Annotated in this window: 12 protein-coding genes and 1 tRNA gene; 4 read left to right on the forward strand and 9 right to left on the reverse strand. The window is 64.6% G+C overall.

All coding sequences use genetic code 11. The features are described 5' to 3' along the window. Positions 1 to 6: 6 nt before the first annotated feature. The 4 genes from BRC58_03210 to BRC58_03225 all read right to left on the reverse strand — a co-directional run bounded on the left by BRC58_03210 (position 7) and on the right by BRC58_03225 (position 6,532). Positions 7 to 756 (reverse strand): hypothetical protein, encoded by a 750-nt coding sequence (locus BRC58_03210; protein ID PSP18625.1) that lies wholly within the window; start codon positions 754 to 756, stop codon positions 7 to 9. Positions 757 to 759: 3 nt separating this feature from the next. Further along, positions 760 to 2,313 carry a hypothetical protein gene (locus tag BRC58_03215; GenBank protein ID PSP18626.1) on the reverse strand — a complete coding sequence of 518 codons (1,554 nt, stop codon included), beginning with the start codon at positions 2,311 to 2,313 and terminating at the stop codon, positions 760 to 762. 335 nt (positions 2,314 to 2,648) lie between these two features. Next, a tRNA-Leu gene (locus tag BRC58_03220) sits at positions 2,649 to 2,732 on the reverse strand. 56 nt (positions 2,733 to 2,788) lie between these two features. Beyond that, a complete protein-coding gene (locus BRC58_03225) occupies positions 2,789 to 6,532 on the reverse strand; it encodes a cobaltochelatase subunit CobN (GenBank protein ID PSP18627.1) in 3,744 nt (1,247 codons plus the stop codon). A gap of 83 nt (positions 6,533 to 6,615) precedes the next feature. On the opposite strand from BRC58_03225, the gene BRC58_03230 reads away from it, so the two are divergent. Beyond that, entirely contained in the window at positions 6,616 to 7,230 is a 615-nt protein-coding gene (locus tag BRC58_03230) for a hypothetical protein (GenBank protein PSP18628.1), read from the forward strand. 62 nt (positions 7,231 to 7,292) lie between these two features. After that, positions 7,293 to 7,637: a hypothetical protein gene (locus tag BRC58_03235; GenBank protein PSP18629.1), complete on the forward strand. Its 345-nt coding sequence runs from the start codon at positions 7,293 to 7,295 to the stop codon at positions 7,635 to 7,637. On the opposite strand, the gene BRC58_03240 is transcribed toward BRC58_03235, so the two are convergent. Beyond that, positions 7,634 to 8,353, reverse strand: coding sequence for a hypothetical protein (locus tag BRC58_03240; protein ID PSP18630.1), 720 nt, complete (start codon positions 8,351 to 8,353; stop codon positions 7,634 to 7,636). The genes BRC58_03235 and BRC58_03240 overlap by 4 nt on opposite strands. Positions 8,354 to 8,548: 195 nt before the next feature. Here BRC58_03240 and BRC58_03245 point away from each other — a divergent pair, with 195 nt between their 5' ends. Next, positions 8,549 to 9,466, forward strand: coding sequence for a metallophosphoesterase (locus BRC58_03245; protein ID PSP18631.1), 918 nt, complete (start codon positions 8,549 to 8,551; stop codon positions 9,464 to 9,466). Next, on the forward strand, positions 9,466 to 11,262 hold the full coding sequence (locus BRC58_03250; GenBank protein ID PSP18632.1) for a peptide ABC transporter substrate-binding protein: 1,797 nt from the start codon (positions 9,466 to 9,468) through the stop codon (positions 11,260 to 11,262). The genes BRC58_03245 and BRC58_03250 overlap by 1 nt, the downstream gene beginning before the upstream one ends. Before the next feature lie 80 nt (positions 11,263 to 11,342). Here BRC58_03250 and BRC58_03255 read toward each other — a convergent pair whose 3' ends face one another. From BRC58_03255 to BRC58_03270, 4 genes are all read right to left on the reverse strand, one after another. After that, positions 11,343 to 12,065: a hypothetical protein gene (locus BRC58_03255; GenBank protein PSP18633.1), complete on the reverse strand. Its 723-nt coding sequence runs from the start codon at positions 12,063 to 12,065 to the stop codon at positions 11,343 to 11,345. A gap of 78 nt (positions 12,066 to 12,143) precedes the next feature. Beyond that, positions 12,144 to 13,085, reverse strand: coding sequence for a 5,10-methylenetetrahydrofolate reductase (locus BRC58_03260; GenBank protein PSP18634.1), 942 nt, complete (start codon positions 13,083 to 13,085; stop codon positions 12,144 to 12,146). A gap of 331 nt (positions 13,086 to 13,416) precedes the next feature. After that, the gene (locus BRC58_03265) at positions 13,417 to 14,463 is read right to left on the reverse strand and encodes an ABC transporter substrate-binding protein (protein ID PSP18635.1); all 1,047 of its coding nucleotides are present in this window, start codon (positions 14,461 to 14,463) and stop codon (positions 13,417 to 13,419) included. Positions 14,464 to 14,490: 27 nt separating this feature from the next. Further along, on the reverse strand, positions 14,491 to 15,015 hold the full coding sequence (locus BRC58_03270) for an adenine phosphoribosyltransferase (protein ID PSP18636.1): 525 nt from the start codon (positions 15,013 to 15,015) through the stop codon (positions 14,491 to 14,493). Positions 15,016 to 15,030: the final 15 nt, after the last annotated feature.

The following is a 15,030-nucleotide window of genomic DNA, read 5'->3' on the forward strand; positions in this document are numbered from 1 at the left end:
GCTTCCCTACTGCGAGCCCTTGCCGTTGCGCGCAAAGGGATTGCCCGGGAGCCAGCGCCGCCAACCCTGTCGGGGCGGGCCGCCATTGTTGTTGCCGTAGTTGTAGTAGTGGTAGTAGCTCGAGCGCTCGTTGCGCGGATTGACGCCGTTGGCCACCATCCCCACCACGGGCTGCTGCAACCGCGCCAGCGTATCCCGCGAGGCTTCTACTGCATCGCACTCGGCCACGCCCGGCCGCACCACCAGGAGCGTACCGTCGGTGAGTTTGCCCACAATGACGGCATCGGTGGCCGCTTGCAGTGGCGGCACATCCAGCAAAACGTAGTCGTAGGCCTGGCGCCATTGCTGCAGTAAGGTGGCCAGGCGCTGCGAGTCCAGCAGTGCTACTGGGTTGGGCGGAACTTGCCCCGCCGTGAGCAAATCCAGCCCCTCGGAAGCGGGGTGACAGGCTTGTTCTAAGGAACTCTCGCCCACCAATAAGTTGCTCAAGCCCACTGCATTGGCGTACTCCCAAATGCCGTGCTGGCTGGGGTTACGCAGGTCAGCATCCACGATCAGCACGTGCTGGCCCACCTCTGCTAGCGCCAACCCTAAATTGGCTACCAGGGTCGATTTGCCCTCGCCCGGTACTGAGCTGGCCACCGCAATCGCCTGCAGTCGCCGGTCCGCCTGCGAGAATCGCAGGTTGGCTTGCAGCATCCGAAACGACTCGCTCAGTGGCGATCGCGGCGCATCCCGCACCGGTAGAAAGGACATGGATTAGTTGGCGCGCGAGGGGGTATCGGCAGGCTCAGCTTCGGGATGGGGGGTCCGCGGTCCCTCCGTGGCCGGGACATCATCGAAGTTCGGCACCGAGCCTAGCATGGGATAGCCCAGGAGCTGCTGGGCGTCTTCGGCGCTATGGATGCGGCGATCGCGCGCGTCCAGGGCAAAGGCCGCTGCGCCCCCCAGTAGCGCGCCCAGCACGCCCCCCAGCGCTAGGTTGAGCGCAATCTTGGGCGAGACCGGCCCCCCTGGGACCTGCGCCCGCTCGACCACATCCACTTTGCTGCTTTTGCGATTCTCCTCAATGCGCGTTTTCTGTAGCTGCTCCACCAGCCCCTTCAGCGTGGAGCGCGCCGTTTGCAGCTCCCGCTCGAGCTGCGCCCGCCGCTGCTCCAACTGCGGCAGCTGGTTGGCGCGGGCTTGGTAAGTATCGCGCACTTGCTGCAGGGCGTTGACTTGGCTGACCAGGCCCAAGCGCTCCACCTCAGCATTGACCAAATTGCTGATGAGCTGCACTTTGGTCTCGCCCAATTGCAGGTTGCGATCCTCGGCAGTGCCGCCACCGGCAAGTGAAGCGCGCACCCGTTGGCGCAATACTGCCCGCAGCCGCGAGCGCTGCTCCTGCAAGGCCTGGACGGCTGGGTGCTGGGGGGTAAGCTCGCTCTGCTTGTTCGCGAGTTCAGTTTCGACCTCTTGGTACTGCTGCAGCACTTGCTGCACGCCCGGGGACTGGCTGAGCTGGGCCGAGGCCAACCCCTGTTGGGAACTCATGCCCACCTTGTTGCGCAGCGCTGTGGCGCGGGACTCGGCACTATCGAGCGAAGCGCGCGCATCAGACAACCTCTCATTAATGTTGCGCGTGGCTTTAACGATTGACTTAGCTTCCTCGTCCAGGGCGACAACGTTGTTTTGCTCTTTGAACCGGCGAAGCGCGGCCTCGGCCTGGCGTACCTCCTGGCGTACCTGCGGAATTTGCGACTCTAAAAACTGGCGCGTGTTTCGGCTCTCGGCGGTCTGCTCGCTAATGGTGCGCTGTTGGTAAACATCCATTAGCGTATTGGCAATCTGGGCCGCTTGCTGCGGCTGGTTGCTCTGGGCGCTTAACTTGATGACGTTAGTGCTCTCAACTTGCTCGACCTGAATCCGCTCCAGCAACGCATCCGGATCCAGCGGTTCGCCCTGTTTGTTGGTGAGCCCTAGCTTGTCGATGACCTTTTGGGCCAGCGGCCGCGACTGCAGGATCTCGATTTGGTTGGGCAGGCCGCCGCCCTGCGACTGGCCGCCTACCAGCTGCTGCGCCCCCTCCGGTAAAGTAGGCTGACTGCCCGAGGTCTCGTAGAGGAACTTGCTGCTGCTCTCAAAGACGGGAGCATTCTGCAGTTTCCACCAGGAGTAAGCTCCCGCCAGACCTAACGTGGAGAGCAGTACCAGTAGCGCCGGCAGCCAGCGCCGCTTGAGGATGCGCGCGTACTGCCCCAGATCGATTTCGTCATCCTCGGCTTCGGCACGTGCAGTCTCGCGCTCCCATGCCCCGTTTGTGGCGACCATAGCGTTGGGATAGCCTGCAGCAGCGTTCTAACGGCCCACCTCGCAATTGCGCAACCCCCCCATTGGGGCCATCTCGCGAGGGGGACTGGTGGAGCACCGCGCCTACTGGGCAGAATATCACTCGCCAGGCGCCTCAAACGGNNTCGACGCGAAAGACCGCCCGATTGTTGCCCACCAACAGGGCAGCGACTGCCAGCAGATCGTCGGCCTCGGCGTGCTCTAACGCCACAGTCGCTCGCGGCTAAGCTTGCGCACACTGAACCTAAAGTCAGCCTGCGCCGGGCACGCATCCAGGCGAGCACTCAAGTGGAGAGCAACGCAATCGGCTAGCGCTATGCGGATGGCGAGATTCGAACTCGCATGGCACTAAGGCCACACGCCCCTCAAGCGTGCGTGTCTACCAGTTCCACCACATCCGCACGCGATGCCGGTAGCTGCATCGCGCTAACAAGCTAGCACACCGCGCCGCCGGGCTTCAGCCCGCCGTTTCGATCACGCCTTCGGCCTGGTTGGCAATGCCGCGCAACCGCTCCAGCGTGGGCTCGTCTGCCGATTCCCACAGCCCGCGCTGGTGCGCCTCCAACAAGCGCTCGGCCATGTCCCGCAGCGCCCAGGGATTGTGAGCCTGGACGAACTGCTGCACCTGCTCGTCGAACAAGTAGGCCTGGGCGATGCCCTGGTACATGTAGTCCTCGACGCAGTGGGTGGTGGCGTCGTAGGCAAACAGATAGTCCACAGTGGCCGCAAGCTCAAAAGCGCCTTTGTAGCCGTGGCGCATGACCCCCTCAATCCATTTGGGGTTGACGGCGCGGGCCCGATAGACGCGGGCGATCTCCTCGCGCAACGCCCGCACTTTGGGCTTGGCGGCAATGGCATTATCGCCAAAGTAGGTCTGGGGGGCCTCGCCGCGCACTGTCCGCACTGCCGCCGTTAGCCCGCCCTGGAACTGGTAGTAGTCGTCCGAATCTAGCAGATCGTGCTCGCGGTTGTCCTGGTTGTGCAGCACTACCTGCATTTGGCTCAGGCGCTGCTCGAAGGCCTCAGGCGCCGAGACACCGCGGATCTCGCCTTGGGTGCGGGTGTAGGCGTAGGCGCTCCAGTTGATGTAGGCGCGCGCCAAGTCCGTGTCGCTGCTCCAGTTTTGGGCCTCGATGAGCCCCTGCAGTCCGGTGCCGTAGGCCCCGGGACGCGAGCCAAAGACGCGGTAGCACGCGCGCTGCCGGGCTTGCTCGGCCGGGAGCCCCTGTTGCTGCCACTCGGCGCTTTCTTGCTGGGTGCGCGCCGCCAGCGGGTTCCACTCAGCCGGCTCGTCCAAGTCTGCCACGGCCGCCACGGCGCGATCGAACAGGTCGATCAGGTGCGGGAAGCCATCGCGAAAGAACCCTGAGATGCGCAGCGTCACATCCACCCGCGGGCGCTCCAGTACCGAAAGCGGCCAAATCTCAAAATCCACCACGCGGCGGGCGCTGCCCTCCCAAACGGGCTGCACCCCCAACAGCGCCAGCGCCTGGGCGATATCGTCGCCGCCGGTGCGCATGGTGGCAGTGCCCCAAACCGAGAGCGCCAGCGTCTGGGGATGGTCGCCGTTGTCCTGGGCGTAGCGCTCGATGAGCGCCTCGGCGGCCCTGCGGCCCACATCCCATGCCGTTTCGGTGGGGATGGCGCGCACGTCCACCGAGTAAAAGTTGCGCCCGGTGGGCAGTACTTCCGGGCGCCCGCGCGTGGGGGCCCCGGCTGCACCGCTGGGGATGTAGCCGCCGGCTAAGCCGTGCAGCAGGTGCGCCAGCTCCTGCGGGGTCTGGCGCAGGGCCGGCAGCAGGCGATCGCGGATCCAAGCCAGCTCGCGCTGGGTGGCTTCCCCCGCATGGCTAGCGCTCTCCCCTAACAGCAGCGCTTCAACTTCGCGCGCCGCCTGGCCCTCCAGTACCTCCACCGCGTCGCCAGCGGTGCGACAAGCACGCAGGGCCTCGCGGACCTGGGCCGGTGCTGCTGGCGCCTCCGGATGGCAGCGCTCGCCCAGCTCGGCGGTCAGCGGATTGAGATCCAGCCCCCAATCGCTGGCTAGCGCCCGGGTCAGACCGGCGCGCTCGCGGTCTGGAGTGCGCGTGATCGCCACAATCAGGTCCCGCAGCTGCCGGTGCGGCGGACACTGCCCCAGCACGTGCAGCCCGTCCCGGATTTGGGCTTCTTTGAGCTCGCAGAGATAGCCGTCCGCGCGCGTGAGAAACTCAGCTAGCGAGAGCGCATCAAAGTCGTCGATGCCCAAATCGCGGTGCAGCTGCTGCTGGCGCACCAGCTCGCGGATGCGATCGCCGATGGGCTGCAGCCGCGAGGGATCCAGGCTTTGGGCTTCGTAGTACTCATCAATGAGGGCCTCTAGCTGCTGCAGCGGGCCGTAGAGCTCGGCGCGGGTCATGGGCGGGGTGAGGTGATCCAGGATGGCGGCTTGGGCGCGCCGCTTGGCCTGGGCGCCCTCGCCAGGGTCGTTGACGATGAACGGATAAAAGTGCGGCAGCGGCCCCAGCGCCACCTCGGGATAGCACGCCGCCGAGAGGGCGCAGCCCTTGCCCGGCAGCCACTCCAGGTTGCCGTGCTTGCCCACGTGGACGATGGCCTGGGCGCCAAACTGCTGCCGCAGCCAGGCATAAAACGCCAGGTAGGCGTGGGTGGGCGGCAAATCGGGCGAGTGGTAGCTCAGGCTGGGGTCGGCGTTGTAGCCACGCGAGGGCTGGATGCCCACAAAAACGTTGCCCAGCTGCATCCCTGGGATGGGCCAATTGGTGTCCTCGGGCTCGCCCCAGCGATCGCGCACGCCCTGCTGGGCGGCTTCAGGCAGGCTGTGGAAAAAATCACCGTACTGCGCGGCAGGCAGCTGCTGGCGCGGCGCGCGCAGGGCCTGGCCTTCCGGGTCATTGGTGGGACCGGCCGTCAGCCAGCCCATGAGTTCGTCGCCGCTGTTGGGCCGCTCGCCCACGCTGTAGCCGCCCTCCGCTAGCGCCTCTAGGATGCCGACGCAGCTGGCGGGGACATCCAGCCCCACCCCATTGGCCAGGCGGCCGTCCCGGTTAGGGTAGTTGGCCAGCACTAGCGCAATGCGGCGCTCGGCAGGCGGCGTGCGGATCAGCTCAATCCACTGCGCGGCCAGATCCGCGACGAACGCCACGCGATCGGGCACCGGCTGGTAGGCCACCACCTCGGTCTCCAGCTGCGGGTGCCAGTGCTGGGCCGCCTTGAACGAGATAGCCCGCGTCCCCAGGCGCCCATCGATCTCGGGCAGGGCTACGTTCATGGCCACATCCCGCGGTGGCAGGCCCTGGGCGCTGTCTTGCCATTGTTGGTAGGTGCCGCCGCTCAAAATCGCCTGCAGCACGGGCACATCTAGCTGCTGCCAAAAGCGGGCTCCATCCTCGCTACCAATGCGCGCTAGCGAAAAGCTAGTGGTATTGACAATCAGCCGCACGGGATTGCCCGAGTCCGGGCAAAAGGCATCTTGCAGCGCCGCCTGCACCTCTTCGCTCCCCAGCGAGGCGACAAACACGGGCACCGGCTCCAGCTGGCGCTGGCGCAACGCCTGGCATAGAGCATCGATGGGGGCCGTGTTGCCGGCCAGGTAGTGGGCGCGGTAAAAAATAATGCCCACCCGAAGCTTGCCGGATGCCCGTTCAGTGTCAGCTGTGTAGCGCCCCACCCGCGGCACCGATTGGGGGAGATCTGGCTGGTAGGAACAACCCAGCGCCACATCGGCCGCCCACTGCAGCGCGCGCGCGCCGTTGGCGACCCCACCCTCGGTGAAGTAGCGCCACAGCCGGTCGGTGGCGGCCAGCGAGACGGTGGAGTGGCTCATCAGGTCCGGATCAGGGCGATCGTCGCCCGGCAGCACGAACAGCGCTGCGCCCGTGGTATCCGCGGTGGCCTTGAGCGCTTCCAGCCCGTAGGGCCAGTAGGCGTGCCCGCCTAGCAACCGCAGGATGATGGCGCTCGCCTGCGACAGGACCGACTCAGCGTAGGCATCAATGCTGAGCTCCTGCTGCAGGTGCAGCAGGTTAGTGGCGCGCACAGCCGGGCAGTCAGCCGGCAGGTGGGGAAGCGCCGCCGCCAGGGTCTGGATGTCCGTGTCGGCAGCGGTCAAAACGACGATGGGGGCCGGGGTCTGCTCGATGAAGACCACCCCATCGGCTTCGGGATTCCAGCCGCCGGGGGTAGCAGCAATGCGATGCATGAGGGCAGCAGCCTTGATGGGCGCTTTTCAGGATAAGGGATGGGTCGCCTACACTTGGAACCAGCCGGCCGCCCGCCATTGCCATGAGCGAATCCACCGAGTTGCTGCGCTACCGCGACGTTCGCGATCGCCTGGTGCTTGATCGCGACACCACCGAGACCTTGGGCCGCCTCACGCGCCTGGGCATCGACCCGCAAAAGCACCAGATCGAGAGCCTAACCTGCCGCTCGGGCTGGCTGGGCCGCCGCCGCCAGACGTTTGCCTGGTCGCAGCTAGCCGGCATGGGAGAAGACGGCCTGCAGATCGACCGCTCCCCCGATAAAGCCGCCGAGCGCTCGCCCGAGCAGCTCTATGGGCTGATTGGCAGCGAGCTCTGGACGGATGCTGGTGATCGGATTGGCTGGCTCACCGATTACTGGTTCCGCCCGCAGACCGGCGCGATCGCTCGCTACCTGTACGCGGCGCGCAGCTCGCGCGATCACTACCTGCTCGATCCGGTAGGCGTCTCGAGCGCCGGCAACCAGCGCGTGATCGTGCTGACCAGTGCCATCGAGCGGGCAACGCCCTGGCAGGAGGAAGCCCCTGGCGGACTGGCGCGATTGAGCCGGTTCTGGCAGCGCGCTCGCACCCGCCCCCAGCAAGAGACGGCATCTGAGGGCAACAGCCCCACCCCTACCTCGCCCGCCGATCTCTCGTAAGGCAGCGAGACGGCATCCTCCAGCGGCGAAGAGCAACCCCCCCGCTAACCTCGGAGCTTGCCATGCGCGCTTCCTTCATCTTAGGCCTAGCCTTGGCCATCCTGGCCCTCGTACTGGCGTTTCAAAATACGGCACCTGCCAGCGTCAACTTGCTGTTTTGGACCGTTGAGGGGCCGCGCTACGTTGCGCTGCTGGTGGCATTCGGCTTGGGCATCGCCACAGTCGGTCTACTGCTAGGACCGCCGCTGTGGCGGCGATCGCGTCGGTTGCGGCAGCGCAACAAGCAAGTGCACGAGCTCGAGCGCACCCTGGAGCAAAAAGACCAGACGCTAGCTCAAAAGAACAAGCGCATCCAGTACCTAGAAGGCAATTGGTCCAGCGGCAGCTCCCCGACCGAGGGGCCTTAAGAGCGGCGCTCGCGCGCCAAGACCAGCATGTCCGAGCCAAGGTTGGGGCTGCGCGCCAGCAACCGCCCTTCGGCATCAACTGCGCGTACCCAGCTAAAGTCCAGTGCCTGAGCGCGGCGCTGTAGCTTGTTGGCAAGCCGATCCTGCCGTTGGGGTTCTAGCTCGTACCAGCGATCGGCAAGAGTAACCGTGACAGTACTGCTAGCCAGGTCGGGGCGAATGGCCTGGACTAGGTCCGAAGTTTCGCGCTCGGTTAGCTCGGTGATGCGCTCGCGCACTGCCGCCACAAAGGCCTGCTCGGGCGTTGGTTCGGTCTCGGGCGGTTCGGCTGCCGCTTGTGCTTGGGCGGGTGCTTCCGGCTGGGGCGGCGGCTGTCCGGGCTCGCCGCGGGCAACGCTCAAGCCCAGCCACACCAAGGCCACGAACGCGCCCACCAGGATGCCGGTTAGCCCCCAGTCGGGCAGCACTCGATTGAGGGCTGCGGGCAGTCGGTTGCGCACTCGCGCCAGAATGCGCGCCCAACCAGTTGGGGGTGTCGCTCCTTCATCGCTGGTAGCGGCCGGCGTTGGCTCCGCTTGGGATGAGTTGCTGTCCGATTCGGGCGTTTCGCCTCGGTTGGGATCGGTCATGGCAAGCGCGGCTGGGTTGGCCTCCGTTGCGGGCTGCTGCTCGCGCGCCAGCCCATTGGCGATCGCGCACAGGGCCCGGCTCACCATCCGCAGCAGCCCCGCTAGCGCGCGAAGCAGATGGCGCCACAGCAGCGGCTGCCTGCCGGCGGGGGTAGGAGCCGTTTCTTCTGGGGGCGGATGGGCTGGCACGAGCGCTGGGGCGCTTTCCCACGCCCGCTACGATGGGTCAGATAGAGCCTCTACCTGAGGCTATCATTTGCCCGCTCGCCAACGTGCAAGGGAATGCCGCTGACGCGCCGCCAATTGCTGATCCTAGCCGCTGCTACCAGTGCCGGCGGCGTGGCGCTTTGGCGGTATGGCCAGCGGCGAGTACTCGCGCACCGGGCGTTTCGTGATACCAGCGAGCTAGCCGAACCGTGCGGCGAGCCGCTGCTGCGCTTGGCGGCTCTAGCGGATACCGGCACCGGCGGCAGCGATCAGTATGCGGTGGCTCGCGCCCTAACCCAGTACCGCCGTCAGGCACCGTTCCCGGTGGCCCTGCTAGCCGGAGACAATATCTACAACAACGGCGACATCGACCGCGTCGAAGAGACCTTCGAGCGGCCCTACCGGCCGCTGCGCCAGCAGGGCGTGGCGTTCCGCGCCTGCCTGGGCAACCACGACATTCGCACGGCCAACGGCGTGCCTCAGCTGCACTACCCTGGCTTCAACATGCAGGGGCGCTACTATACCTTTCGCCAAGGGCCGGTCCAAGTCTGGGCGCTCGATACCAACCGCAACGCCAACTGGACGGCCCAGCTGGATTGGCTGGAGCGGGAACTGCAACGCTCGAGCGCGCCTTGGAGGGTGGTTTTCGGCCACCATCCCATCTATTCTTCGGGCCACTATGGGGTTAATCCCGAGCTCGAGACCCGGCTGGCGCCGCTGTTTCGCCGCTATGGGGTGCAGCTCTATTTCAACGGGCACGACCACAACTACGAGCGCACCTATCCCATTGGCGGGACGACCTACCTAACCTGCGGAGCCGGCGCCGACGTGCGCTCGGTGGGCCGCTCTCGGTGGACGGCGCACGCCGCCGAGCGGCTCAGCTTTGCCGCACTCGAGTTCCATGCCGATCACGCGCTCGTTCGCGGCATTGGAACCGATGGGAACGCCTTCGATCACGCAGTCGTGCCCCGCGACGCTACGATCACTCGCTAATGCCAGTCTTGCCGCCAATTGCGTTGCCAGTCACCCGCTTGCGCTCGCTCGGACGCCGCGCGATCGCTGCCCTCGTAGCCCTGGGCGTTGCGATCGGGCTAGGCGGATGCAACCCGGCCATTTTGGACGGTCGCACCGGCGAGAGCCGGCAATTGGTCAAAGTCATCCTCAGCAACCCCAAAACCTTCAACGCCATCCTGTCGAAGGAATCGCCCAATGTCTTTGGCTACACCTACCAAGGGTTGGTCGAAGAAAACCCCATTAAGGGCGAGATTGAGCCGGCGCTGGCCCAGTCTTGGCAAATCGCCGAGGGCGGGCAGCGCGTCACGTTTGTCCTGCGCGAGGGGCTGAAGTGGTCGGATGGCGAGTCCCTGACCGCGCGCGATGTTGCCTTTACCTTCAACGACCTCATTTTTAACGAGGCCATCCCTAACAATCTCAAGGACAGCTTCCGCATCGGCCCGGAGGGGCAGTTCCCGCAAGTACGTGCGCTCGATGAGCGCCGGATTGAATTTCGCTTGCCCGAGCCGTTTGCCCCGCTGCTGCGCAGCTTGGGCGTCCCCATCATGCCCGCTCACGCCCTGCGTGCCTCGGTGACCCAAACCGACGAGCAGGGCCGGCCGCAGTTTTTATCCAAATGGGGCATCGATACACCGCCGGGCGAGATTGTGGTCAACGGCCCCTACCAACTGGCCCGCTACGCCACCAACGAGCGGGTTGTCTTCGAGCGCAACCCGCACTACTGGGAAACTGACGAGCAAGGCAACCCGCTGCCCCGCATCGAGCGCGTTGTTTGGGCGATTGTGGGCAACCAAAACACGCAGCTGCTGCGCTTTCGCGCTGGCGATCTGGATGCCATGGGGGTCTCGCCCGAGTTCTTTGCACTGCTCAAGCAACAAGCGGCCGAGAGCGACTACCGCATTTACAACGGCGGCCCTGACTACGGCACGCGCTTTATTTCGTTCAACCTCAACCAGGGCCGGCGCAACGGTGAACCGTTGATCGATCCGGTCAAATCGGCGTGGTTCAATACACTCAACTTTCGCAAGGCCGTGGCCTACGCCATCGACCGCCAGCAGCTAATAAACACCGTCTACCGCGGCCTGGGGGCCAAGCAAAACTCGCCCATCTCGGTTCAGTCGCCCTACTACAACGACAGTGTCAAATCCTACGGTCACGCTCCCGACCGAGCTCGCACCCTGCTGCGCGAGGCGGGCTTCCAATATGACAGCGAGGGTAAATTGCGCGATGCCGAGGGCAACCGCGTCCGTTTTACGCTCATCACCAACGCCGGCAACAAAACCCGGGAAGCCATGGCTGCCCAGATCGAGCAAGATTTGGCCCAAATCGGCATGCGGGTTGACCTTAACCCCATCGAGTTCAACGTCCTGGTCAACAAGCTCAGCAATACCCTGGATTGGGAATGTCACTTGTTGGGCTTTACCGGCGGCAACGAGCCCAATGCCGGCGCCAGCATTTGGTTTACCGACGGCCGCTTGCACTCGTTCAACCAAAAACCCCAAGCGGGGCAGCAACCGCTCCAGGGCCGCCAGGTTGCCGATTGGGAAAAGCAAATCGAGCGGCTCTACATCCGCGCCGCCCAAACGCTGGATGAAGCCGAGCGCAAGGCGCTCTACGCGCGGGCGCAGCAGATCGTGCAGCAAAAGCTGCCCTACATTTATCTAGTCAACCCGCTCGCGATGCACGCCGTGCGCGATCGCGTGCGCGGCATCGATTACTCAGCGCTGGGCGGGCCGTTTTGGAACCTCGAGTACCTGACCCTGAGCCCGGACTAGGGGGCTGGGGGCCTTGAAAAACCGTCCCCATTTAGGGGACGGTTAAAGCAGCGATGGAGCGACTGGGCGAGGGAACGAGCTTAGTTGCTGAGCGGTGCTGCCTTGCCCTCTAGCTCCATTTGGGCGCCAGCATCGGCACCGGCTGCATCAGTCTCGGCTTCGGTTCCGGTGCTGGCTTCGCCTTCGGTCTCGAGCTGCAGCTCCGTCTCGCTGAGGTCCTGACTCTGCGTCTCGGTGCTTTGCTGGGCATCGGCTTCGCCATCCGCCTCAGCCTCAGACTCGCTGTCTTGCTCGGTTTCGCCTTCGGCTTCGGTATCGGCATCAGCGTCGCCCTCAGCCTTGGACTCGCCGGCAGCCTCAACTTCGGTCTCGGTTTCTGCCTCGGCATCGGCACTGCCGTCGGTGCCGTCGGATTCGCCGTCCTTGTCTGAGTGATCCTTGTCTGAGTCGCACTCAGGCTCGGCAGGCATGCCGCCAGCCTCAGCGTCCATCTCGGTCTCAGCGTTCCCCTCCGATTGGATTTTGGCATCAGTGCCTGTAGCGTTGCCGTCGGCCTCAGCAGCTGCATCAGCATTCGAGTCGCCACTAACATCGAGCTCAGCTGCCGTGCCATTCTCCTGGGCACCAGCGCCGACACCAGCATCGACATTGGCACCGGCACCCAGTTGCGCTTCTAGGGCGAGTTGGCTGCCACTAGCAGTGCGATTCCCAACTTCTAACTGCGCGAACGCCGCCGGCGCTAGCAGCGCCGTGCCGGCAGCTGCACCAAGGAGACCGGCAAATCGGATGAGATGGCGCGTCATAGGGCGTCACTCCTTAATATCGGACGTCACTGCCCATGACCGCTGGCGAGCGAGTGAGTTCCGCGAACTTAGCGTTTGCTAGCCCAAACCGGAGTAGGAGGCCGCGGCTGGCGCCGCTGCAGGCGCCGCTCGGTCGACGGGCGCTACACCTGCTTGGTCGAGGATTTGGGGGATGAGGTGCTCTTTTCTAACGGCCATCATGTGAACGCCGTGGCAGCGCTCGCGCGCCATTTGCACCTGCTCGGCAGCAATGGTGATGCCCTCATCGAGCGGATCGGTGGCGCGCTCCAGCCGCTGGACGATCTCCTCGGGGATGGTAACCCCGGGAACGCAGCGGTCGATGAAGCGGGCGTTTTTGGCCGATTTGAACAAAAAGATGCCTGCCAGCACGGGTTTTTCGCTCCCGGCAGCCACCTGGGTCATGAACTGCTCTAGGCGGTCAAAATCCGTCAGCATTTGGCTCTGGAAAAACTGGGCCCCAGCCTTGACCTTGCGTTCGAAGCGGCGCTTGAGGCCGGACCAGCTTTTGAGCTGCGGATCCACGGCAGCACCCGGAAACAGCGCCAAGCCGCCGTCGGGCAAGGCGTTGTCAGTGGGGTCGTAGCCACTGTTGAGCTGGCCGATCAGCTTGAGCAATCGCACCGACTCGAGCTCAAAGACGGCTTGGGCATCGTCGTTGTCGCCGGCACTGACCGGATCGCCGGTTAGCGCCAGAACGTTGCGCAGCCCCAGCGCGTGCGCGCCCATCAAATCGGCTTGCAAGCCAATGCGGTTGCGATCGCGACACGCCAGCTGGCAAACGGGCTCGATGCCCTGCTGCTGCAGCAGGCTAGCCGCTGCCAGCGACGACATCCGCGCCACGGCACGGCTGCCATCGGTAATGTTGACCGCATGCACGCGCCCTTGCAGCGCGCGCGCCATTGCCAGCATGTGGTCCGGGTTGCCCCCTTTGGGTGGCGACACCTCGGCCGTCACGAGAAACTCTTGGGCGCGGATGGCGCGGCGAAAGCAATCGCTCATATGGGGTGAATCCATTCGACAAGGCGGCAGTCCGGCTTGGGAGCGGACCGGGCGCGCAGCACCATTCCTGACCCTGTTAGCAAAGGCTGGTTGGGAATCCGCCGCTTTTGCCCGCCAGCAAGCAGCCGGGGGGCAAGCTAGGTTATTAGTTTAGCAGCCTAGGGCCATTGGCAATGGCGCGATCGTTGGCGTCCCCCACAGGCCGGCTGCGCGCGGCAGTTTGCGCTAATAAACCGGCGCGGCCCCAAGCAGCACCCACCCAATCCCTAGCGCTAGTGCTGCCAGCCCTCGCCGCATCATTCCGCGCGATTGCAACCGCATCAGAGGCCGCCTACTGCAGGTTCTCGAGGCGAATGCGGGGATCGGCAACCTTAAGTAGCAAATCGGCAAGGAAGTTGCCCGCAATCAGCATGGTGGCCCCCATGAGCAGGCTCGCCATAACCAGATAGATATCCTGAGCGCGGACGGCATCCAAGGTAAGGCGACCCAAGCCCGGCCAGTTGAAGAAAAACTCCACCACAAACGAGCCGCTCAACAGGTTGGCAAACTCGAACCCCAGCAACGTAATCAGCGGATTGATGGCATTGCGCAGCGCGTGTACGTAGATAACCCGGTTCTCGGGCAGCCCCTTAGCGCGCGCGGTGCGGATGTAGTCCTGCTGCAACACATCCAGCAGCTGGCCGCGCGTAATGCGCTGCAGTCCGGCAAACCCGAACAAACTCAGCGCCAAGGTGGGCAGTAGCAAGTGCCAGCCAATGTCGAGGACTTTGCCCAGCGGCGAGAGTTGGGCGTGGTTGATGCTGGTCATGCCGCCCACTGGCAAAAGCGGGGTCAGATGCTGCGCCAGGATTAGCAGCAGCAGCGCAGTAATGAAACTCGGTAGCCCCTGCCCGGCGTAACTAATAGCGCGCAGGATGCGATCCAGCGGGCGGTTTTGGTGGACGGCGCTAACAATCCCCAGCGGAATGGCAATGCTCCAGGTGAGCACAAACGAAGCGGCTGCCAGCAGCAGCGTTGCCGGGATGCGCTCCAGCAGCAGCCCCGAAACGGGCCGGGCGTAGACAAAGCTCTGGTTGAAGTTGAAGTGGGCCACCACCTGCCAGAGCCAGCGTCCGTACTGCTCGATGGGGGAGCAATCGAGCCCGAACTGCTGCTTGAGTTGCTGGATGGTCTCGGGCGAGATTTGCGGGTTCTGGCGCAGGTTGTTGAGGTAGTCGCCCGGCGCAATCTGAATGATGGCAAAGCTCAGCATTGACGCTAACAACAGCGTCAGCAAAGCCTGCAGCAGGCGCTTGAGCGTGTAGAGCAGGAGCTCGTTTTGCGCCAGCCGCCGCAGCCCAGCCCCCGCTTGAAACGAGCGAACTTTGCGCGCGACCATAACCAGCTCAAAATAAGTAATGGGCGCTCACTCGTCGTAGGCCATGAGCGCCGTCACCGGCACATCCGGGAGCTTTTGGCGCCCGCCCAACATCCGCAGCTCGACAATAAAACCAAAGCCCAACAACTGGCACCCCATTTGCTGCACCAGCTCGCCGGTCGCCCGTGCCGTGCCGCCCGTAGCGAGCAAATCGTCGACCACGAGCACGCGCGAACCGGCCGGTAGGGCATCTTGGTGAATTTCGAGCTGATCGGTGCCGTACTCCAACTCGTAGTCGATCGCGCGCACGGCAGCCGGCAGCTTCCCGGGCTTGCGCGCCGGGACGAAGCCTGCCGCCCATCGGTACGCCAGGACTGGCCCCAGCAAAAAGCCGCGCGACTCGATACCCACCACATAGTCGGGGGCTTGGGTTGCCTCGGTGCAACGCTGATGCAAGCGGTCGATCGCCTCGCGCAAGCCAGCCGGATCGCGCAGCAGCGTGGTGATATCGCGAAAGCGAATGCCGGGTTGGGGAAAGTCAGGGACTTCGCGAACGAGGGATTGCAAATCCATAAGCGGGTAGCTTCC

It is taken from the genome of Cyanobacteria bacterium QS_8_64_29 (genome assembly GCA_003022125.1).
Classification (GTDB): Bacteria; Cyanobacteriota; Cyanobacteriia; order Cyanobacteriales; family Rubidibacteraceae; genus QS-8-64-29.

Bases quoted from the DNA above. Each gene is read 5' to 3' on its own strand.
- BRC58_03235 (PSP18629.1), top strand. From the start codon at position 7,293: ATGCGCGCTTCCTTCATCTTAGGCCTAGCCTTGGCCATCCTGGCCCTC.
- BRC58_03255 (PSP18633.1), bottom strand. From the start codon at position 12,065: ATGACGCGCCATCTCATCCGATTTGCCGGTCTCCTTGGTGCAGCTGCC.
- BRC58_03210 (PSP18625.1), bottom strand. From the start codon at position 756: ATGTCCTTTCTACCGGTGCGGGATGCGCCGCGATCGCCACTGAGCGAG.
- BRC58_03240 (PSP18630.1), bottom strand. From the start codon at position 8,353: ATGGTGAGCCGGGCCCTGTGCGCGATCGCCAATGGGCTGGCGCGCGAG.
- BRC58_03245 (PSP18631.1), top strand. From the start codon at position 8,549: ATGCCGCTGACGCGCCGCCAATTGCTGATCCTAGCCGCTGCTACCAGT.
- BRC58_03250 (PSP18632.1), top strand. From the start codon at position 9,466: ATGCCAGTCTTGCCGCCAATTGCGTTGCCAGTCACCCGCTTGCGCTCG.
- BRC58_03260 (PSP18634.1), bottom strand. From the start codon at position 13,085: ATGAGCGATTGCTTTCGCCGCGCCATCCGCGCCCAAGAGTTTCTCGTG.
- BRC58_03270 (PSP18636.1), bottom strand. From the start codon at position 15,015: ATGGATTTGCAATCCCTCGTTCGCGAAGTCCCTGACTTTCCCCAACCC.
- BRC58_03265 (PSP18635.1), bottom strand. From the start codon at position 14,463: ATGGTCGCGCGCAAAGTTCGCTCGTTTCAAGCGGGGGCTGGGCTGCGG.
- BRC58_03215 (PSP18626.1), bottom strand. From the start codon at position 2,313: ATGGTCGCCACAAACGGGGCATGGGAGCGCGAGACTGCACGTGCCGAA.
- BRC58_03225 (PSP18627.1), bottom strand. From the start codon at position 6,532: ATGCATCGCATTGCTGCTACCCCCGGCGGCTGGAATCCCGAAGCCGAT.
- BRC58_03230 (PSP18628.1), top strand. From the start codon at position 6,616: ATGAGCGAATCCACCGAGTTGCTGCGCTACCGCGACGTTCGCGATCGC.